The organism is Exiguobacterium sp. s133, from assembly GCF_018618595.1.
GTDB lineage: Bacteria > Bacillota > Bacilli > Exiguobacteriales > Exiguobacteriaceae > Exiguobacterium_A > Exiguobacterium_A oxidotolerans.
Window position 1 is genome coordinate 124,857 of record NZ_JACSMK010000004.1, and the last position, 20,624, is coordinate 145,480.

At 45.8% G+C, this 20,624-nt stretch carries 20 protein-coding genes; 16 read left to right on the plus strand and 4 right to left on the minus strand.

All coding sequences use genetic code 11. The features are described 5' to 3' along the window. Positions 1-23 precede the first annotated feature (23 nt). The 12 genes from grpE (at position 24) to KNP96_RS07620 (ending at position 13,302) form a co-directional block, all read left to right on the plus strand. Positions 24-584, plus strand: coding sequence for a nucleotide exchange factor GrpE (gene grpE, locus KNP96_RS07565; RefSeq protein ID WP_029332899.1), 561 nt, complete (start codon positions 24-26; stop codon positions 582-584). A 53-nt stretch (positions 585-637) separates the two neighbouring features. Beyond that, positions 638-2,464, plus strand: coding sequence for a molecular chaperone DnaK (dnaK, locus tag KNP96_RS07570; RefSeq protein WP_088836525.1), 1,827 nt, complete (start codon positions 638-640; stop codon positions 2,462-2,464). 135 nt (positions 2,465-2,599) lie between these two features. After that, positions 2,600-3,709 carry a molecular chaperone DnaJ gene (gene dnaJ, locus KNP96_RS07575; RefSeq protein WP_088836526.1) on the plus strand — a complete coding sequence of 370 codons (1,110 nt, stop codon included), beginning with the start codon at positions 2,600-2,602 and terminating at the stop codon, positions 3,707-3,709. Positions 3,710-3,733: 24 nt separating this feature from the next. Beyond that, on the plus strand, positions 3,734-4,681 hold the full coding sequence (gene prmA, locus KNP96_RS07580) for a 50S ribosomal protein L11 methyltransferase (RefSeq protein ID WP_214769883.1): 948 nt from the start codon (positions 3,734-3,736) through the stop codon (positions 4,679-4,681). A gap of 4 nt (positions 4,682-4,685) precedes the next feature. After that, a complete protein-coding gene (locus tag KNP96_RS07585; RefSeq protein ID WP_214769886.1) occupies positions 4,686-5,432 on the plus strand; it encodes a 16S rRNA (uracil(1498)-N(3))-methyltransferase in 747 nt (248 codons plus the stop codon). A gap of 5 nt (positions 5,433-5,437) precedes the next feature. Beyond that, complete coding sequence (gene mtaB / locus KNP96_RS07590) at positions 5,438-6,772, plus strand: tRNA (N(6)-L-threonylcarbamoyladenosine(37)-C(2))-methylthiotransferase MtaB (protein WP_214769890.1); 1,335 nt, start codon at positions 5,438-5,440, stop codon at positions 6,770-6,772. A gap of 477 nt (positions 6,773-7,249) precedes the next feature. Next, positions 7,250-7,945, plus strand: coding sequence for a 23S rRNA pseudouridine(2604) synthase RluF (gene rluF, locus KNP96_RS07595; RefSeq protein WP_088836530.1), 696 nt, complete (start codon positions 7,250-7,252; stop codon positions 7,943-7,945). A 55-nt stretch (positions 7,946-8,000) separates the two neighbouring features. Next, complete coding sequence (rarD, locus tag KNP96_RS07600) at positions 8,001-8,876, plus strand: EamA family transporter RarD (protein ID WP_029332906.1); 876 nt, start codon at positions 8,001-8,003, stop codon at positions 8,874-8,876. 22 nt (positions 8,877-8,898) lie between these two features. Continuing rightward, a complete protein-coding gene (rarD, locus tag KNP96_RS07605; protein WP_088836531.1) occupies positions 8,899-9,783 on the plus strand; it encodes an EamA family transporter RarD in 885 nt (294 codons plus the stop codon). A 77-nt stretch (positions 9,784-9,860) separates the two neighbouring features. Then, positions 9,861-10,526 (plus strand): deoxyribose-phosphate aldolase, encoded by a 666-nt coding sequence (gene deoC, locus KNP96_RS07610; RefSeq protein ID WP_029332908.1) that lies wholly within the window; start codon positions 9,861-9,863, stop codon positions 10,524-10,526. A gap of 152 nt (positions 10,527-10,678) precedes the next feature. Beyond that, on the plus strand, positions 10,679-11,656 hold the full coding sequence (locus KNP96_RS07615) for a BMP family lipoprotein (protein WP_088836533.1): 978 nt from the start codon (positions 10,679-10,681) through the stop codon (positions 11,654-11,656). Continuing rightward, entirely contained in the window at positions 11,653-13,302 is a 1,650-nt protein-coding gene (locus tag KNP96_RS07620; RefSeq protein WP_088836534.1) for a methyl-accepting chemotaxis protein, read from the plus strand. The genes KNP96_RS07615 and KNP96_RS07620 overlap by 4 nt, the downstream gene beginning before the upstream one ends. A gap of 70 nt (positions 13,303-13,372) precedes the next feature. Here KNP96_RS07620 and KNP96_RS07625 read toward each other — a convergent pair whose 3' ends face one another. Together KNP96_RS07625 and KNP96_RS07630 are read right to left on the minus strand one after the other, a co-directional pair. Then, on the minus strand, positions 13,373-14,566 hold the full coding sequence (locus KNP96_RS07625) for a murein hydrolase activator EnvC family protein (protein ID WP_239456840.1): 1,194 nt from the start codon (positions 14,564-14,566) through the stop codon (positions 13,373-13,375). A gap of 525 nt (positions 14,567-15,091) precedes the next feature. Next, a complete protein-coding gene (locus KNP96_RS07630) occupies positions 15,092-15,832 on the minus strand; it encodes an SDR family NAD(P)-dependent oxidoreductase (RefSeq protein WP_088836536.1) in 741 nt (246 codons plus the stop codon). 162 nt (positions 15,833-15,994) lie between these two features. Between KNP96_RS07630 and KNP96_RS07635 the strand changes: the two genes are divergently transcribed. The 3 genes from KNP96_RS07635 to KNP96_RS07645 all read left to right on the plus strand — a co-directional run bounded on the left by KNP96_RS07635 (position 15,995) and on the right by KNP96_RS07645 (position 17,774). Continuing rightward, entirely contained in the window at positions 15,995-16,429 is a 435-nt protein-coding gene (locus KNP96_RS07635) for a YkvA family protein (RefSeq protein ID WP_088836537.1), read from the plus strand. A 139-nt stretch (positions 16,430-16,568) separates the two neighbouring features. Beyond that, the gene (locus tag KNP96_RS07640; protein WP_088836538.1) at positions 16,569-17,135 is read left to right on the plus strand and encodes a DedA family protein; all 567 of its coding nucleotides are present in this window, start codon (positions 16,569-16,571) and stop codon (positions 17,133-17,135) included. 12 nt (positions 17,136-17,147) lie between these two features. Beyond that, a complete protein-coding gene (locus KNP96_RS07645; protein ID WP_088836539.1) occupies positions 17,148-17,774 on the plus strand; it encodes an HAD family hydrolase in 627 nt (208 codons plus the stop codon). Between the two features lie 54 nt (positions 17,775-17,828). Here KNP96_RS07645 and KNP96_RS07650 read toward each other — a convergent pair whose 3' ends face one another. Then, positions 17,829-18,932 (minus strand): PTS sugar transporter subunit IIC, encoded by a 1,104-nt coding sequence (locus KNP96_RS07650; protein ID WP_239456841.1) that lies wholly within the window; start codon positions 18,930-18,932, stop codon positions 17,829-17,831. 155 nt (positions 18,933-19,087) lie between these two features. Between KNP96_RS07650 and KNP96_RS07655 the strand changes: the two genes are divergently transcribed. After that, entirely contained in the window at positions 19,088-20,080 is a 993-nt protein-coding gene (locus KNP96_RS07655) for an NADP-dependent oxidoreductase (RefSeq protein ID WP_088836540.1), read from the plus strand. A gap of 105 nt (positions 20,081-20,185) precedes the next feature. Here the strand turns inward: KNP96_RS07655 and KNP96_RS07660 are convergent, their stop codons facing one another. Then, a complete protein-coding gene (locus KNP96_RS07660) occupies positions 20,186-20,347 on the minus strand; it encodes a hypothetical protein (RefSeq protein WP_167331095.1) in 162 nt (53 codons plus the stop codon). Positions 20,348-20,624 lie beyond the last annotated feature (277 nt).

Genomic DNA, 20,624 nt, shown 5'->3' on the forward strand with positions numbered 1-20,624 from the left:
TATAGAAAGGGGCTCGATTCAGAGTGGAAGAAAAAGAGCAGAATCAAAACCTCAGTAATGAAGAAACAACCGAGCAACAAGCAGAAACAGTTGAAGTAACAGAAGAGGAACTCGTGCAAGCGGACCTCGTCGAAGAAGAAGCAACACCGAATTTTGAAGCGCAACTTGCTGAAGCAAAAGCATCAGAATTACGGTTGCGTGCCGATTTTGATAACTTCAAGCGCCGTAACCGGATTGAAGCAGAAAATCGTGCGAAGTATTCATCACAATCTATCGTCGAGAAGTTACTCCCACTCGTCGATAACCTTGATCGCGCACTTCAGATTGAGTCTGACAACGAAGAAACAAAGTCCGTCTTAGCGGGTGTCGAAATGGTCAAGCGTCAGTTAGCCGAAACCCTTCAAAACGAAGGTGTCGTTGAAATTCCAGCGGTTGGCGAAGCCTTTGACCCGAATCTGCATCAGGCAGTCGTTCAGGAAGCAAGTGACGAATTCGAGTCGGGCATCGTAACGGCTGAATTCCAAAAAGGGTATAAGTTACATGACCGCGTGATTCGTCCAAGCATGGTCAAAGTCGCAGAGTAATCTCGAATCATCCGAAACACAACAATTAACTAATCGAAGGTGAGGAATTTATCATGGCAAAAATCATTGGTATTGACTTAGGTACAACGAACTCATGTGTAGCAGTAATGGAAGGCGGAGAGCCGGTCGTTATCGCAAACGCAGAAGGTAACCGTACGACACCATCTGTCGTCGCTTTTAAAAACGGAGAGCGTCAAGTCGGGGAAGTCGCGAAACGTCAAGCAATCACGAACCCGAATACAATCATGTCGATTAAACGTCACATGGGTACAGACTACAAAGTTGAAGTTGAAGGAAAAGATTACACGCCACAAGAAGTATCAGCAATCATCCTTCAAAAATTGAAAGCGCAAGCTGAAGATTATCTCGGTGAGAAAGTAACGGAAGCTGTCATCACAGTACCTGCTTATTTCAATGATGCAGAACGCCAAGCAACAAAAGACGCGGGTACAATCGCTGGTCTTGACGTGAAACGGATCATCAACGAGCCAACTGCAGCAGCACTTGCATACGGACTTGAAAAAGGCGAAGACCACACAATCCTCATCTATGACTTAGGTGGCGGTACATTCGACGTTTCAATCCTTGAACTTGGTGATGGTGTCTTTGAAGTTGTTTCAACAGCCGGTGACAGCCGTCTTGGAGGAGATGATTTTGACCAAAAAATCATCGATCACCTTGTTGCAGAATTCAAAAAAGACAATGGTATCGACTTAGCGCAAGATAAAATGGCACTTCAACGTTTGAAAGATGCTGCTGAAAAAGCGAAGAAAGACCTTTCAGGTGTCTCTTCGACACAAATCAGCCTTCCGTTCATCACGGCTGGCGCAGCAGGTCCACTTCACCTTGAAATGACGTTATCACGTGCGAAATTCGACGATTTGACTGCTGACCTCGTCGAGCGGACGATGGAACCAACGCGCCGTGCCCTTAGCGATGCTGGTATGTCACCAGATAAAATCGATAAAATCATTCTTGTCGGGGGATCAACACGAATTCCTGCAGTCCAAAAAGCAGTTCAAGACTTCACAGGTAAAGAATCATTCAAAGGCGTTAACCCGGACGAAGTGGTTGCCCTCGGTGCAGCAGTTCAAGGTGGCGTATTGACTGGTGACGTCAAAGACGTTGTTCTTCTTGACGTAACACCACTTTCACTCGGAATCGAAACAATGGGTAGCGTGATGACGAAGTTGATCGATCGTAACACGACGATCCCGACATCGAAATCACAAGTTTTCTCTACAGCAGCTGATAACCAGCCGGCAGTAGACATCCACGTCCTTCAAGGGGAACGTCCGATGGCAACAGATAACAAAACGCTTGGTCGTTTCCAGTTGACAGACATTCCACCAGCACAACGCGGCGTGCCGCAAATCGAAGTTAAATTCGACATCGATGCAAACGGAATCGTTAACGTATCGGCGAAAGACCTCGGTACAAACAAAGAACAATCGATCACAATCCAATCATCAAGCGGCTTGACTGAAGCGGACATCGACCAAATGGTCAAAGATGCTGAAGCGAACGCAGATGCAGACAACAAACGTAAAGAAGAAGTTGAACTTCGTAACGAAGCCGATCAACTCGTCTTCGCGACAGATAAAGCAATCAAAGACCTCGGCGAACAAATCGATGCTGCCGATAAAGAAAAAGCAGAAGCTGCAAAAGAAAAAGTAACAACGGCTCTTGCTGGAGAAGACATCGAAGCGATTCGTACGGCGAAAGATGAATTATCAACAGTCGTTCAAGAACTCACACAAAAAGTCTACGAAAACATGGCTCAACAACAAGCTGGCGCTGAAGGCGCACAAGCTGACGGACAAGACGACAACGTCATGGACGCAGAATTTGAAGAAGTAGACGATAAAGACAACAAATAATTCGAATCGACCGATTTTTCGGGCGCTAGAGAGAGCCAAAGCGTGATCCGCGCTTTGGCTCTTTCCATGTCGCACGAAGTTCGGTAAAATCAAACAGTATGAAGTGAATCGGAGCCAAAGAGAGGGAGACTGAACGTGGAAAAACGCGATTATTATGAAGTGTTAGGTGTTGCACGCGACGCCTCAGCAGCAGAAATTAAACGAGCTTATCGGAAACTCGCCCGGACGTACCATCCGGATGTCAATAAAGAATCAGATGCCGATGCAAAATTCAAAGAGATTTCGGAAGCGTACGAAATTTTGTCTGACGACAATAAACGAGCACGTTACGATCAGTACGGTCACCAAGATCCATCGCAAGGTGGTGCAGGATTCGGCGGCGCAGAAGGATTCGGGGACATCTTTGACATGTTCTTTGGTGGTGGTGGACGCCGTCAAGATCCGAATGCACCGCGTAAAGGACAAGATCTCCAGTACGTAGAAGAAATTGATTTCATGGAGGCATTCTCGGGTGTTGAGAAAGTCATCACGATTCCAATCGAGGAAGATTGCGAAACGTGTCATGGATCAGGTGCAAAACCAGGGACGCACCCAGAAACATGTAAACGTTGTGCTGGATCAGGTCACATCAACGTCGAACAAAACACGATGTTCGGTCGTGTCGTCAACCAAACAACATGTTCGACATGTCACGGGCGTGGACAAATCGTCAAAGAACCATGTGAAACATGTCGTGGTGCAGGTCGTGTCCGTAAAAATAAAGACGTTCGTGTCAAAATTCCAGCAGGGATCGACAATGGACAACAAATTCGCTTAGCTGGTAAAGGGGAAGCAGGCGTCAACGGCGGACCGTTCGGTGATCTCTACGTCGTCGTCCGTGTCCGGGAACACGAATTGTTCGAGCGCGTTGACGATCATATCGTCATGGACATGCCGTTAACATTCGCTCAAGCGACACTCGGGGATGAAATCGAAGTGCCAACCGTTCATGGAAAAGTTAGCTTGAAGATTCCGGCCGGTACACAAACTGGATCACGGTTCCGCCTTCGTGGTAAAGGGATGCCGAACGTTCGTTCAGGTCATCATGGTGACCAGTATGTCAACGTCGTCCTCATCACACCGAAGCATTTGACAGATCGTCAAAAAGAAATCTTACGTGAATTCAACGAAATCAGTGATGAAAAAGGTGTCGAAGAGCAGCATGAAGGTGTCTTTGGCCGTATTAAAACATTCTTTAAAGGGTGATTCGCTAAAGGAGCGTGACAGGAAATGAAATGGTCAGAAGTTTGTGTCCATACGACACAAGAAGCAGTCGAAGCAGTCTCGAATATTTTACATGAAGCAGGAGCGAGTGGTGTCGTCATCGAGGATGTCGAAGATTTCGAGATGATGTCGCATCGTGAAGACAACTTCGGTGAAATTTGGGATGAGAAAAAACGAGACGAATATCCGGATACAGGTGTCCTCGTCAAAGCTTATCTTGCGGAAAGTAGCGATTTGACGGATATGATTAAAGGAATCGAACGTGATATCCAGATGCTGACGCAGTTCGGACTGACGATCGGTTCAGGTACTGTCACGCTCACACAAGTCGATGAAGAAGACTGGGCCCATTCGTGGAAACAGTTTTATAAACCGGTCAAGATCAGCCGTCACTTGACGGTTGTTCCGATGTGGGAAGACTATACACCACAACCGGATGAAAAAATCATCGAACTTGACCCGGGTATGGCGTTTGGGACAGGAACGCATCCGACGACAGTTCTCTGTATTCAAGCGATTGAAAACTACTTGCAAGAGCAAGATCGCGTCGTCGATGTCGGGACGGGTTCAGGTGTCCTCGCAATCGCCGCTGCGAAACTGGGAGCAAAAGATGTGTTCGCGCTTGATTTAGATGAAGTCGCTGTTAAATCAGCGACGGATAACGTGGCACTCAATCAAGTCAGTGACCGGATCACAGTCCGTCAAGGTGACTTGATGAAAGCATTAAATGAGCCTGTCGAATTGATTGTCGCAAACATCTTAGCTGAGGTCATCTTATTGTTTGTGAACGATGCCTACGAGCTGACACTGCCAGGCGGGCACTTCATTGCTTCAGGCATCATCAGTCAGAAGAAAGAGATGGTTGTCGAGGCGATGACCGAGGCCGGCTTTACGATTGTTGAAACAACAAAACTGGAAGACTGGGTCGCAATCATTGCGAAACGCGAGGCCTGAGCCGATGCAACGATACTTTGTAGAACAGGCAGCTCGCTCGGGAGAACGGTTTACCTTGCAAAAGGATGACGCCCATCATATGAAAAACGTCATGCGGATGGATGTCGGGGATGAAATCTTGGTCCTTGATGGAACCGGCCTATTTCGTTGTGCGCTCGAAGAACTCGACAAACAACAGGCCATCGCACGGATTGTCGAGTCGTCATCAATCGATACAGAATTACCGATTCGGGTGACGCTTGCTTACGCCTTGCCGAAAGGTGATAAAATCGAGCTTGTCGCTCAAAAAGCGACCGAACTCGGGATGAATCAACTACTCATTTTTGAATCCGCCCGTTCGGTCTCGAAATGGGATGCGAAAAAGGTCCCGAAAAAAATCGAGCGTCTTGAAAAAATCATCAAAGAAGCAGCCGAGCAATCCTACCGTGCTCACTTGCCGCAAGTTGACTATGTGACGTATGATGAAGTCCTACAAGAAGCACCGCAATATACGGCATGTTTAGTCGCATACGAAGAATCAGCGAAAGAAGGCGAAGCTACGGCTTTTGCCTCGACCCTTGCGCGACTACAAGCAGGGGATGCACTCCTCGTCGTGATTGGTCCTGAAGGTGGACTGACGGAGACGGAGGTAACACGGTTGACCGATGCCGGCTTCTTACCGGCATCACTCGGACGACGGATTTTACGGACGGAAACGGCGCCGCTGTACGTCCTATCCGCCGTATCGTATCATTTTGAACTGAAAGGGTGAACGAAATGGCTACTGTTGCCTTTCAAACGCTTGGCTGTAAAGTCAATCATTATGAGACAGAGGCCGTCTGGCAGCTGTTTAAAGATGCAGGTTACGCGCGTGTCGATTTTGCAGATCATGCAGACGTCTACGTCGTCAATACATGTACCGTTACGAATACGGGTGATAAAAAAAGTCGTCAAGTCATTCGACGGGCGATTCGTCAAAATCCAGACAGTGTCATCTGTGTAACGGGTTGTTATGCACAGACATCGCCTGCTGAAATCATGGCGATTCCAGGGGTTGACGTCGTCGTCGGGACACAAGACCGCTACAAGATGATTGGGTACATCGAACAGTTCCGCGAAGAACGGATGCCGATTAATGCAGTCGGGAACATCATGAAGGCAAAAGTCTACGAAGAACTGGACGTTCCAGCGTTTACGGACCGGACACGTGCTTCGCTGAAGATTCAAGAAGGCTGCAATAATTTTTGTACCTTCTGCATCATTCCATGGGCACGTGGGTTGATGCGTTCTCGTCAACCGGAAGATGTCTTAAAGCAAGCACAACAGCTCGTTGATGCCGGTTACAAAGAAATCGTCTTGACGGGGATTCATACGGGTGGCTACGGTGAAGATTTGAAAGACTATAACTTAGCGAAGTTACTCAAAGCACTCGAGTCCGTCACAGGTCTTGAACGCCTTCGGATTTCTTCGATCGAAGCGAGTCAAATCACAGATGAAGTGTTAGACGTCTTAAAGGATTCGCCAATCGTCGTCCGACACTTGCATGTTCCGATTCAGTCAGCATCGGATACCGTTTTACGGCGGATGCGTCGTAAGTACACGATGGCGGAGTTCGGGGAACGGATCACGCGTCTGAAAGAAGTGTTACCGGACTGTGCCATCACGTCAGATGTCATCGTCGGTTTCCCGGGTGAGACGGAAGAAGAATTCATGGAGACGTTCAACTTCATCAATAATCATAAGTTCAGTGAGCTGCATGTCTTCCCTTACTCGAAACGGACAGGGACACCAGCTGCGATGATGGACGATCAAGTGGAAGAGTCGATGAAAGAACAGCGTGTTGCGCGTTTGATCGCTTTATCGGATCAACTCGCAAAAGAATATGCTTCAAAATACGAAGGGGAACTGCTTGAAATCATTCCGGAAGAGTTTTCGGAAGAAGCAGGCGGTCGTCTCGTCGGTTACACGGACAATTACTTACGTGTCGCGATCGAGGGAGACGAATCTTTGATTGGTCAACTCGTGCGCGTCAAAATCAATAAAGCCGGCTATCCAATGAATGACGGACAATTCGTCCGCATCATGGAGACATTAAAAGAACAAGCGATCTGAAATGAGTTCGTCTTCCTGCTTCAGGGAGGCGAACTTTTTTAGCGAGTAGACAACGTGCTATCGGGAGATCAAGCGTCTTTATTCGTTGCTTTCCTCGGGCGAGGCGCAAGCCGTTGCTCCTTGGTCCTAACGGACAACGAGCAGGGTCTTGCCTGCCTCTGAAAGTGCGTTGAAAACGCACTTTTTTCCGTAGGGGTCAACGAAACGTGACGCTTTTTAGGTAATATCTTGAAAAAAAGCCAGACAAGCAGACGACGATTTAGAGCGCAATCCGTCGCGACCCTGCATAGCTTTGCTATAGTGGCGCGGAAGATTGCCGCTTTGAAGACGAGGTGAGACAGGGAAGCGCGAACGGATTGCCTCTCGATATCGCATGTTCACGCTTCATAACAGGCTGTACGAAATAAATTATTTTGTTTTCAAGTAACGTATACGCTACACTGAGGAAAGATTCTAACAAGAGAAAGAGGACAACCTATGCGAATTAATAAATTCATCAGTGAAACAGGATACTGCTCAAGACGGGCAGCGGATAAATTAGTCGATGCCGGTCGCGTCACAATCAACGGTGTCGTCGCGGAACTCGGTTCACAAGCGGAAGCGACGGATGCCGTTGAAATCGATGGACAGCCGCTCCAAACAAAACCGACGCTTGAGTACTTGATTTTGAACAAACCGGTCGGCATCACATGTACGACCGAACTCGACATCGAAGGAAATATCATCGATTTCGTCAATCATCCGAAACGGATTTTCCCGATCGGGCGCTTAGACAAAGACTCAGATGGACTGATCATTTTGACGAACGATGGGGACATCGTCAACCGGATTTTACGGGCAGAGAATAATCACGATAAAGAATATATCGTAACGGTTGATGCCCCGATCACAGAGACGTTCATCGAAGGAATGGCGAGCGGCGTCGATATCCTTGGAACAACAACGAAAGAATGTATCGTCGAACAACTCGAGTCACGGACATTCCGAATCGTCTTGACGCAAGGCTTGAACCGGCAGATTCGTCGCATGTGTAAAGAATTTGGTTACCGCGTCAAACGGTTGCAGCGGGTCCGTATCATGAATATTGAGTTAGGTGATTTACCGATTGGTGAATGGCGTGACTTGACGGAGTCAGAAATGAAAACCTTATTTACGACGCTCGATCAGGAATAACGAAAAAGTCGCCATGATGATGGCGGCTTTACTTGTATACATAAGGAGGTTCATTGTGGATAAACGGGGAATGAGCGCGACGTTCGTCGCCTACGTGATTGGCGGGTTGTTACCGATTTACAAATTATTTGCAGACACTGTTCCGGCATGGACGGTCGTGTCGATTCGCATCATCAGTGCGTTCATCTTCGTCACACTATTATTACGTTTGTCCGGCAAATTTACGCAAGTCGGTCGATTATGGCGGAATAAAAAACAACGTCTGACCGTTTTAGCTGCTGGTCTTGTCCTCGGTGGGAATTGGACGCTCTATCTCTATGCAATCGGTGAAGGGTACATCGTCGAATCGTCGCTCGGCTATTACATCAATCCGCTCGTCAGCGTATTGTTTGGGTTGTTATTTTTCCAAGAACGTTTGAACCGGCCCCAATTGATTGCCATCATCAGTGCCATCATCGGTGTCTTGATTTTGACATTCGGCTACGGGAAGTTTCCAATCATTGCTTTTTCGCTTGCTGTTTCGTTTGCTTTTTATGGTGTGTTAAAGAAAAAGGCAGCGGCAGAACCGTTATCAGGGTTATTCCTAGAGACGTTAGTGACATTACCGTTCGCGTTGTTGACGCTTGGTGTGACGGGAGCGAATCCGCTCGCTTTACCGACCGGAGCCTTGATTGCCATCATCATGCTTGGTGTTGCGACAGCTGTTCAGTTGATGCTGTTTGGGTACGGTATGCCGAAGATTCCATTTGTATATGTCGGTATCTTGCAGTACATCGCACCGACGTTGACGTTAGTACTCGGTGTCTTTTTGTTTAATGATGTGTTTACATCGATTCACTTCGTGGCCTTCCTGTTCATCTGGATTGCCGTCGCACTGTTTACGATCAGTGGTTTATCGGCAGGACGAATGAAGATGAAAAAGGTCTCGTAATTCAGAAAAGAGGAATGGAACGATGAATAAACCTGGCCTGTTTGCCACATTAGGAGCATATGTCATTTGGGGATTACTTCCGATTTATTGGAAGCTGTTAGCTAGCGTCTCAAGCGAGGCAATACTCGCCAATCGGATTGTCTGGTCGTTTTTGTTTTTATTACTGTTATTGTATTTCCAAAAAGCATTACCTAAATTGACGACGGCGTTTAAAAATCAACGGACACGAAGATTGTTTTTCTTGAACGGAATCATCATTAGTATGAATTGGTTTATCTACATCTGGGCAGTCAACCATAATTTCATCGTCGAAGCCTCGCTTGGCTACTACATCAATCCGCTCGTCAGCATCGTGTTCGGGGTGTTCTTCTTTAAAGAGAAATTGTCACGGATTGAATGGATTGCAATTTTGCTCGCGACGATCGGTGTCTTGATTTTAACAATCGGTTATGGCGAGTTCCCTTGGATTTCGCTTGCGCTCGCATTTAGTTTCGGCTTTTATGGTGTCGTCAAGAAACAACGTCCGCTCGAAGCGACGGTCAGTCTGACACTCGAAACGCTCGCACCGCTACCGCTCGCACTCCTTTTTATCAGTTATCTTGGTGTACAAGGAACGTCGACCTTCTCGCACACACCGTTCGTCACGGCAGGATTATTGTTGACAGGTGTAATCACGGCCGTACCGTTACTTTTATTCGGTTTTGGTGCCCAACGGATCCCATATACAGTCGTCGGTTTTCTACAGTTTGTTGCTCCGACGCTATCACTTGCCATCGGTGTTCTCTTGTATGATGAACCCTTTACACGTACACACTTGGTCGCGTTTACATTTATTTGGTCGGCTGCGCTCGTCTTTACGTTAAACAGTTTATTGATTCGAAAAAAACAACTGCGGAAAGTAGCGTAAAAAGATAGAAGTCTGACCTCTTGCGTGATAGAATAGAAAAAGAGTATAAGGGATATCCTTAAGGAGGAAAACTAATCATGAACTTAGCAGCTATGATCGACCACACGGCACTCAAGCCGGAAACATCACGCGCCCAAATCGAAACACTTTGCAAGGAAGCACTCGAGTACAAATTTGCTAGCGTCTGTGTCAACCCGACGTATGTCGCACTTGCAGCAGAACTTTTAAAGTCTGACGACGACGTTAAAGTTTGTACAGTAATCGGTTTCCCACTTGGTGCGAACACACCAGAAGTCAAAGCTTTCGAAACGAAAGATGCGATCAAAAACGGTGCAACTGAAATCGACATGGTTCTTAACATCGGCGCACTAAAAGACGGTGACGTGGAACTCGTGGAACGTGATATCCGTGCAGTAGTCGAAGCGGCGAATGGTACACTCGTTAAAGTCATTTTTGAAAACTGCCTCTTAACAAAAGAAGAAATCAAAACAGCTGCTGAACTTTCAGTCAAAGCTGGAGCGAACTTCGTTAAAACATCAACTGGTTTCTCAACTGGTGGTGCAACGGTTGAAGACATTCGCCTCATGCGTGAAACAGTGGGACCTGACATCGGTGTGAAAGCTTCAGGTGGCGTTCGTGACTTCGAAGGCGCTAAAGCGATGATCGATGCTGGTGCATCACGTATCGGTGCATCTGCTGGTATCGCCATCGTAACAGGTGGTTCTTCAGACAGCGATTATTAATTCGCAATAAATACATCATCAGACACGTCTTTCCTATGTTAGGAGGGGCGTGTTTTTTTGTTGTCAGGAAAATTCTGAATTTAATCTAGCTATTAAGAAGTCAGACATCACTTCCGATAATCAGATGTAGAACGTTGGAAGGAAGTGTAGAGATGTTGAAACACTGGAAACTAGCAATGCTTGCGACGACGATCAGTTTAGCAGGTTGTGGAAGTATCATCGACGATCCAGATCAAGCAGTGAAGGAACGTCAAAAAATGGCGGTTGTCTTATCAGATGTCGGTCTTGGTGATCAATCGTTTAGTGATGCCGCGATGAGTGGGATGGCCTTACTACGTGAAAAAGAAGATTGGTTCATTGATTATCGTGAACTAGGGGAAACGAAAACATATAAAGTGGCGTTTGATACGTTGGCAAAAGAGAAGCCGACCGTCGTCGTCGGATTAGGTTTTATGGGACAAGCGGAATTAGAAGAAGTCGCGAAACGTTATCCATTGCAACAATTTGCGTTGATTGATGCCGTATCAGAACTACCAAATGTCTTATCGGTTACATTTAAAGAAGATGAAGGCAGTTATCTTGCAGGAGCTGCTGCTGCGCTTCAATCGGAAAATGAGACGATTGGGTTTGTTGGAGGAATGAAGTCGCCTTTAATCGAGAAGTTTGAAAAAGGATACACGGCAGGAGCAAAAGCCGTCAATCCGGACATCAAAGTTTTAGTCGATTATGCAGAAGACTTTGCAGCACCCGAAAAAGGACGGACGATTGCGAACGATCAAATGAAACAACAAGCAGATGTGTTATTTGCCGCAGCTGGTTTGACGGGCAGTGGTGTCCTCGAAGCAGCGCAAGCAAAAGGCAATAAAGCGATTGGTGTCGATAGTGATCAGACGGCAATTGCGCCTGACGCCGTCATGACCTCGATGTTAAAACAAGTCGATCTCGCGATCACGACGATTGGCGATACGGTAAAAGAAAAAGGGTTACAGTCGGGTCAAATCGTGCTCGGTGTCAAAGAAGGTGCGATTCAACTAGCCCCGATTCGAAATGTAACGTTTTCAGAGAAAGATTTAAAGCAACTTGAGCAACTGAAACAAGATGTATTAGAAGGGAAGGTTGACGTACAATGACGTTACGGACACGCTTTTTAATTTCGACACTCGTGACGATCATCAGTGTCGTTGCCTTGATGGGATGGACGTTGGTTGAACTCCGGCAAATTCAATCGTACAACGAAGATTATGGAAAACAGCTTGTCGAAATCTCGGAACTTGAAACAAAACTACTGTACGAACAAGCCGCATGGAACCGTCTTGCAACTCAACCGTCTGACAGTCAAGTCGAGCAAGTACTCGCTTTAAGTCAAAAGAACGAGAAGGCGCTACAGTTGCTTGAAAAAACGTATTTAATTGATGCATTTAAAACGGAAATGGACCGGGCGGAAGCAAAATATACTGCGTTATCAGCTGAACGAAATGATTTGGTCGAGGGGCGTAACCCGATTGAAATCCGATCATATGCTGCCCGAATCGAGGGTGTACTAAGTGATTTGTATACACTACATACAAAAAACGGTGAGTTTTATGATGTACTGCAACAAGAAGCGAAGGACCAGACCGTCAATTTGACACGGACTGTGTTAATCGCAACGTTTGTTTTATTGATTGCGTTAGCACTATATAATTGGTATTTCGCACGGAGCATTACGCGTCCAATCAGCCGTGTCGTTAAAACAGCGGAGCAAATTTCGGCTGGTGATTTATCGGAGCAACTGGAGACGTCAGGACGAGCAGATGAAATCGGTCGTCTCGAGTCAGCGATTGCGCAAATGCAACAAACGTTACATGGTGTGATTGGGACGATTAGTCATACTTCGAATACAATCAGTCAAATGAGTGAACAGGCAACGTCTGAAAATGCGAACATCGTCGAAGTGTCTGGTAATATGACGCATGCGATCAATGAGATGGCGAGCGGAACACAGACAGTATCGGATGATTTACAGACGACGGTCAGTACGATTACAGACATGAGCTCCTCATTCGACCAAAGTGAACGTCGGGCTCAGCTTGCATTAAGCCAAGGTCAAGTCGCAGACACGACGATGGGGCAGAGTGCTTCGGTCATGGAAGAACAAACAGCCTCACTCGCTGCGTCGACGGTTCAAAACCGCGAACTTGGACGTCAGCTAGAAGGTTTCCTTGAACAGACACAACAAATCGAAAAAATGGCAGAACTTGTTTCAGGTGTCTCGGCGCAGACAAACCTCTTATCCTTGAATGCAGCGATTGAAGCGGCAAGAGCCGGAGAAGCAGGACGTGGCTTTGCCGTCGTCGCAAGCGAAGTGAAAAAACTTGCGGACGAGACGCACCAAGCGACACGATCAATCTTCTCACTCGTACGTTCGATTCGCCAAGATGGTGCTGTCTTGCAAGAAGCATTGTTGCGTTCTGAAAAAGAACAAGAGAATCAGGTCGCAAACTTTGCTCAAGTCAAATCGGCATTCGAAGAGACGCGGAAAAATGTAGCCGATGTCACTGAAACGCTCAATTACGTGACATCACAGCTTGTCCGCTCGAAAGAACAAGCGAATGATGTCGTCAATCAGGTCAGTTCGGTTAGTGGCGTAATGGAAGAGTTAGCGGCAGGGAATCAAGAGGTCGCAGCTTCGATGCGTGATCAACAAGCTTCGTTCGAGCAAATTCATCAATTGATGTTAGAGCTCGAGACGACAACAACATCACTTGATCAACAAACAAATCAATTTAAAATTTAATGACCTCTCATGTTCTCAATATAAAAAATAAGCCCCGACACATCAATCGACGTGTCGGGGCTTATTCATTTTAAAAGAAACTTTCTGGGTTTAGTTCGTTTGTCCGTCCGTTCGCATTATATTGGTAGCCACCTTCATGAATCTCGAAGTGAAGATGGGGACCGGTTGAATTCCCCGTACTACCGAGTTTTCCGATTTGTTGGCCTTGCTTGACTTGTTGTCCTTGTTTAACTGTCAAGGCATTCATATGCGCATAAACAGTCGTATATGTCTTACCACCGATGTTGTGTGCGATATAGACATGATTACCATACGGACCACCGGAGCTTGCTTGAATGACAGTTCCAGCAGCTGATGCGACGATTGCAGAATTGACCGGTCCAGCGAAATCGGTCCCGTTATGATAAGCATAGCCATTATTTCCGCTCGCGGCACCCATACCTTGTGAAATGGAACCGTTCGCAGGTTTGATGAATTTTCCGGTTGCATTTGAGATAACTTTCGTACTTGCTTTACTGATTGAAGCAGGTTGCGCCGATTGCGCGGCTGCTTGTTTTTTAGCTGCGAGAGCAGCGGCTTTGGCTGCCGCTTCTTGTGCCTTAAGTTGAGCAGCGGCCTCTTTTAGACTTAAGATGTTTGATTCGATTGAACGCTTTTGTTTCTTCAAGCGTTTTAATAAGGCTGTTCGTTTGTCCTTTTCAGCATTCAACTCGTGTTGCTTCTTTTTTAGAACTTTCCGGTCATGGATGAGTGCGGTACGTGTATCTTCAAGTTCTTGTTTTGCTTCTGCCAACTCTTGTTTACTCGTTTCGTAATCTTTTAATAATGAAGCATCACTTTCGGCAATCGTATTGAATGCGTTGAAGCGACTGATCATATCACCAATGTCTTCTGCACCGAAGACAGCTTCGAGCAATGGATCTTTATCAGATTTAGCTTGTCGAACTGCCAGCCGATCGCCGAGCATTTTTTCTTGTTTTTTGATTTTCTTCTGTAAAGCTGTAATCTTTTGTTTAAGTTTCGTTAACTGACGTTCATTTTGATCAATCTTTTGTTCATTTTCGACGACTTGAAGCGTCAATCCATTGATTTGTTGGTCAATCGCGTAAACTTTCTCTTGGGCTTTCGATAATTGTTGATTGTTTTCGTCGAGTGCTTCTTTTTGTTTTGATTGTTTTTGTTCGTTTTGTTGTTGTTTGTCTTTATATGAAGTCGCAGCACCTACGGATGTAACGAATGGTGTTGTGAGAAGTGTGAGTGTCATCAGGGAAATTCCCATTGAGTGCATGAAAGATTTTTTCATAAGTGAATCGATCAGTCCTTCCTTGTTGTTGAGTGATACTTGTACTACTCTAACAACAATTTTTACGGAGGGACGTTACAGTTTATTTAAAATAATAAGGAAAATAATGATAGAAAGGATGTACTTTTTATGAAAATAATTGATAAGTATCGTAAAGAAGACAATGAAAAGACTGGTATAAAGCGGTAAAAAAGGAATGGTAGACGTGATAGAAAGATAAAATTCAATAAAAGACCATTGATATGTTTTTGTAATATTTTATATTCATTATTAAAAAGTGGTTTGATATATGAATGATTTGGTTATTTAAATTAGTTTTGGACTAAATGGTCAGACACAAAAAAAGGAATTACTTTTTTAAGCGCTTTGCTCGGCAAGACAAGATACGTTGGGACTTTTTCCTGAAGGAGTCACGTGAAACAAGAGGGGAGAATGCAATAACTCCCACCCTTGTAGTCGCATGGTTTTCAATCAGTCGATCGGTACTCATTCTTCATAGATCATTTTTCGCGTCATCCCACCATCAAGGACAAGTGTCTCTCCCGTCAAGAAATCATTTTCGGGGTTCGTTAAGAACAGGGCGGCACGAGCGACATCTTCTGGCTTACCGACGCGTCCAGACGGGTGTTGCGAATGATCCTCCGGGGAAAGTTCATGATAATTCCCGGTCTCGATCCACCCTGGTGCGATTGCATTGACGAGAACGCCTTTGGGACCTAACGAAACGGCAAGAGCATGTGTCAAAGCGACGATTCCACCTTTTGTTGCGGCATACGATTCTGTATCAGGCTCCGACATATAGGCACGAGTCGAAGCCAAGTTAACGATTCGACCACCGTGTTTTAGATGTGGTGCAGCTGCCTTTGTTGTCAAAAAGATACTGCGTAAGTTCGTATGGTTGACGCGGTCCCATTCTTCGAGCGTGAGTTCAAGAAGGGGTTTTCGAATGATGATGCCGGCGTTATTGATGATGATGTCGATTTTACCTGTATGTTCTAATGCTTTTTCGATGAGTAAGTTGACATCATGTTCGTCTTGAACGTCCAACCGGTAAAAGTAAGCCGTTCCACCAGCTTCTTCGATTTCTTGAGCAATGACTTCACCCGTCATTTGATCAATATCTGCTAAAATGACGACGGCACCTTCATTTGCATATGTTTTAGCAAGCGTTGCACCAATCCCGTTTGCAGCACCAGTAATAATGACCGTTTGATTGACTAAATCCATGTCTTTCACTCCTCTTCTTTGCAACTTTCCTTCTAAATGGAATAGCCTGAATCGGATTGATTAAAACCTAACGTTTCAAGTACGGTTGAGGATTATCAATCAAGTGTAGAGGGAATAGTATTAACGTTAAAGACATTAAATCGTCGAATGGGGGATTTACGGATGGATTTATCGAATGAGAAATTAAAACAACAACAAGATCAATATGCGGAAGAAGCAAAGGACTATATCGATCGTCCGAAAAAAACAAAATCGATTTTAAAACGAGCGAACAATTCAATTCAAAAAAATTCAAGTCTGTCACTTGTCTTTTCGCCGGTTCGCTTATTCATTGATATGGTACGTTCGTATCAATCAGGAGAATACCGAAATATCCGCCGGACAACAATTCTAAAAGTAATCGGTGCGTTGATTTATCTGGTTTCACCAATCGACTTGATTCCAGATTTTATTCTTGGTTTTGGGTTCGCAGATGATGTCGCGATTATTCTGTTCGTCACGAAAACGATTTTTGAAGAGTTGACGCGATATAGTGATTGGCAGGATGAGCAACAAAAAGCACGAACGCAACCTATCCAAAGTGAAGATGCCTACTGAAACATAGACGGATTGTTGAGCCTGACACTGATTGATTCAGTGTCAGGCTTTTATAATGGAAAAAAGTTGTTTTCTGTACGCTACTCGTAAAGTTCGTTACACTAAGAAGAGGAAACGAACGGAGAAGAGGAGGTATGTGATGGCCTGGCATGCATGGATGGAGTCCTATGGTTATCTAGGGATTATGGTGACATTAATGTTTCCGTTTTTACCAAGTGAAGTTCCGCTCGCCTATGCGGGTTACTTGGTGCATACGGCACAATCAAATATTGTCTTGATGTTACTTGTCGCCGTCTTCAGTTTCGTCGTCAGCCAGAACATCTTCTTTACGATCGGTCAACTCGGAAGTGAGCGGCTACTTGGACGCGTTTTTAAATTGTTTCGGATTTCTGAAACGAGAATGGTTCAATTTCAACAGCAAATGGAGACGCGCGGACGATTTATTTTACTCCTGTCACCGATGTGGCGAATGGGTTTTGCGGTTGGAGCAGGTCTGACAGGTGTGTCTCGTTTGACGTTCACAATCGCAACGACAGTGTCCTTTTTTGTGTGGTCCGCGTTTTTCATCTGGGGTGGAAAAAAGCTCGGGCATGGTATGAATGGACGACATCATGATTTTCACCAGTATACTCCGTGGATTGTCGGGCTATTGCTTCTTCTCGGGGTTTACCTATATGTTAGAAAAAAGAGAATGCTAAAAAAATAGAGGAGTGTTTTCATGGCAGTTATTTTATTTGATATTGATGGGACATTGATCGACTCGACAAATCAGATGACAGAGGCGATTCATCTTGCGATGGCAGACATGCCGCATCTTGAAAAGCCATCAAAAGACCGCGTTCGGGCAAGTTACGGACTGGCGGGAAGTGCGTTTTGGGAAAAGGCGATTCCGGATGCGTCAGAAGAAGACATTCGGTTGATTCGCCAAAAGCGTCATCATCATTTAGAACAGACAATGAAGGATCAAGAGGTGTTGTTTGAAGGAGTCCGGGATTTACTCCGCACCTTGACGGAACAAGGACATATTGTCTCGACGGCAAGCAATTGCGGGGTCCACTACATGAATCTTGTCCTCGACAGTCAAGCCATCCGACCGTTTTTCACGAGTCCGAAATGTTTAGGTTCAGTGAACGGGAAACAAAAAGCTGATATTTTAGCGGCACATCGAGCAGAGTTTGGAGACGTCGAGTACTTGATGGTCGGTGACCGGTCGTCTGATATCGAAGCAGCACGAATTGCTGACATGCCGGTTGCGATTTGCCGGTTCGGTTTCGGGACGACGGATGAATGGGAACTCGCAGACCACCAGCTTAAACAACCGTTAGATGTCTTAAAGTTTGTTTAAAGTATGTTAATTAAAAGAAGCGGATTGCCGGTACCGGCAATCCGCTTCTTTTAATTATTCAAAATCGAGTCGGTAGTCTTCCTGGTTCGTCCAGGGGCGGAAGCGACGGAATAACTGATGGAAGGATAAGCAGAGGACAATCGGGAGTAAAATGAATAATCCGAAGACGAGCAGTCCATTTGCCCATGTCCATCCACCTGCCATCAAATGCAAAGCATTGATTGGACCGATCAACCCGGACATACCGAAGCCGGCGCTAAACGGTGTTCCTTGAATCCCTAAAATCCCGGCTAACCCGCCGAGAACAGCGGCACTACACATGACGGGAACGATCATGATGGGATTTCGAATGAAGTTTGCCATCTGAATTTTCGGTGATCCTAAAAAATGCGCAATCGACGTTCCGCGAGAATTTGCCTTCCAGCCTGCGATTGCAAGACCGAATCCAGCTGCACAGACACCGAGGTTTGCAGCGCCTGCCGCAATGCCGGAGAGACTGATGGCTGTCGCAATCCCGACGGTCGATAGGGGAGAGACAATCAAAACAGAAAACGTGACCGCTAACAGGACGCCCATCAAGATTGGTTGCAGAACAGTGAACTGAGTGATCATTTGACCGATCGCCGCAGTGATTTTAGTGACGAACGGATATGTAAGGACGCCGATCCCGCCTGCACCGACAATGATCAACGTCGGTATGACGAGAACAGTGTAGGTTTTAAAACGATTTCCAATCCATAAGACAAGTGCGGTTGCGATGGCAGCTGTTACACCTGCGTTGATGACATCACCCGTACCGACGAATAAAAAACCGGCTGTTTCCGTCCGTGTTGCGACACCTGAACCGACGACGGTCGCTAGACCAATCGAGGCGGTTTCGATTGGAGTCGTCTTGAATTGCATGGCGACGGCAACACCGATGACCATCGGTAACAAGCGCATCGCAATCGTAGTCGAGTCGATGATGTGTTGAGCGGGCGCGAAGTAAGGTAATAATGCTTTGGCGAGTTCGCCGAGCAGAGCACCTGGGATTAGTGCAACTAAAATTCCGATACTGAGTCCGTTCAGTACATGGATACCGAACTGACGATTGATTCGTGTTGTAGAAGATTCGATGGGAATACACTCCTTATGTAATGCTTTTGTGCATAACAGCATAAAAGCTATGAATTGTTTTTTATCTTACGCGACAGGAAAGAACACGTCAAGAAGAAATAGGAATTTTCTGTGAATTGATGAGTGCATTCTGTTCGCACTCCGTGAAAAGGACTGGTAGAGTAAAAGGGTAAAAGATATTAGAGAGGATGAATGAAATGGCAGAACAACAAATCGTTTTAGCAAAAAGACCTGAAGGACGTCCGACGCGTGAAACGTTTCGGTATGAATCAATCGAACTAAACGCACCAGACGCGGGACAAGTCTTGCTCGAGACACTCTACATTTCAGTTGATCCATACATGCGCGGGCGGATGAATGATGCACGTTCATACTCGCAACCATTTGAGCTGGACGCACCGGTTCAAGGGGGTGTCGTCGCGAAAGTCATCGAGTCACGTAGTGATGCTCTTAAAGAAGGGGATATCGTCGTCGGAATGCTCGACTGGGCAACGAAACTTGTTGTCGATGCAAAAACTGTTCGGAAAATTGATGCGTCGCTCGCACCTGTATCGACAGCGCTCGGCGTACTCGGTATGACAGGGATGACGGCTTACTTTGGTTTACTGGATATCGGTAACCCGCAGCCAGGTGAAACGGTTGTCGTGTCGGCTGCGGCCGGGGCTGTCGGATCAATCGTCGGTCAAATCGCCAAAATCAAAGGTGCTCGTGTCGTTGGAATCGCGGGAAGCGATGAAAAAACGACCTACCTAAAAGAGCAACTTGGTTTTGATGAAGTCATCAACTACAAAACGGAAGACGTCGGCGAAGCACTTGACCGCACGTGTCCGAGTGGAGTGGACGTCTACTTTGAGAATGTCGGAGGCGAGATTGGGGACGCGGTCATTGACCGTTTGAATCCGTTTGCCCGTATTCCGGTCTGTGGCGCGATTTCTGGATATAATGAAAAAGAGAACATCGGACCTCGCGTACAATCAAAATTGATTGCTTCACGGGCACGGATGCAAGGCTTCTTAGTCGGGGATTATGGAAAACGTTTCAAGGAAGCGGCAGAACAGTTAGGGAAATGGGTCAGTGCCGGTGAATTGAAATATGAAGAAACGATTTTTGAAGGTTTCGATAACGTTCCGGATGCATTCCTAGGTCTGTTCGATGGTTCGAACACAGGAAAGTTACTCGTGAAACTGTAAAGTGTAGACTTTGTATGTAAAAACGTACCTAAAAAAAGAAGCGTCGGACGATTCGTAATTGAATCGTCCGACGCTTCTTTTTTTAGGTACGACGTGTAACGTCGATCATGATTTTTTTTGATCGTCTTTCAATTCTTCTAAATCTGGATCGGGGTGTTGTGTCTCAGCAGGCTTGATGCCGGGGTCTGATGTTTCAGCCGGTTCAGGATCTGGGTGAAGACCGACGTCTGCCTGTTCATTTGGTAAATTCTCTTTTTTTTCATTCATGGTAAAATTCATTCCTTTCTCTTTTTCGAATCTTCTTAAGATTTACCCGTCTATCTGATTCTGAAACTAATGAAGTGCTCATCATATTTTATTGCCTAATTATTCAAAAGTAAGTCACGAACAAACTACAGTCCATGCCAATCAGTCATCTTCTCAACTGGAATATAAGGAAATACTGGAGAACATTCATCAACTCTTTACAAAAACCTTGCAAGGGATTTAAGTGCCCTTTGAATTGCTCTCGTACACTGAAAAGAGATCAAGCAGGAAGGGTGTT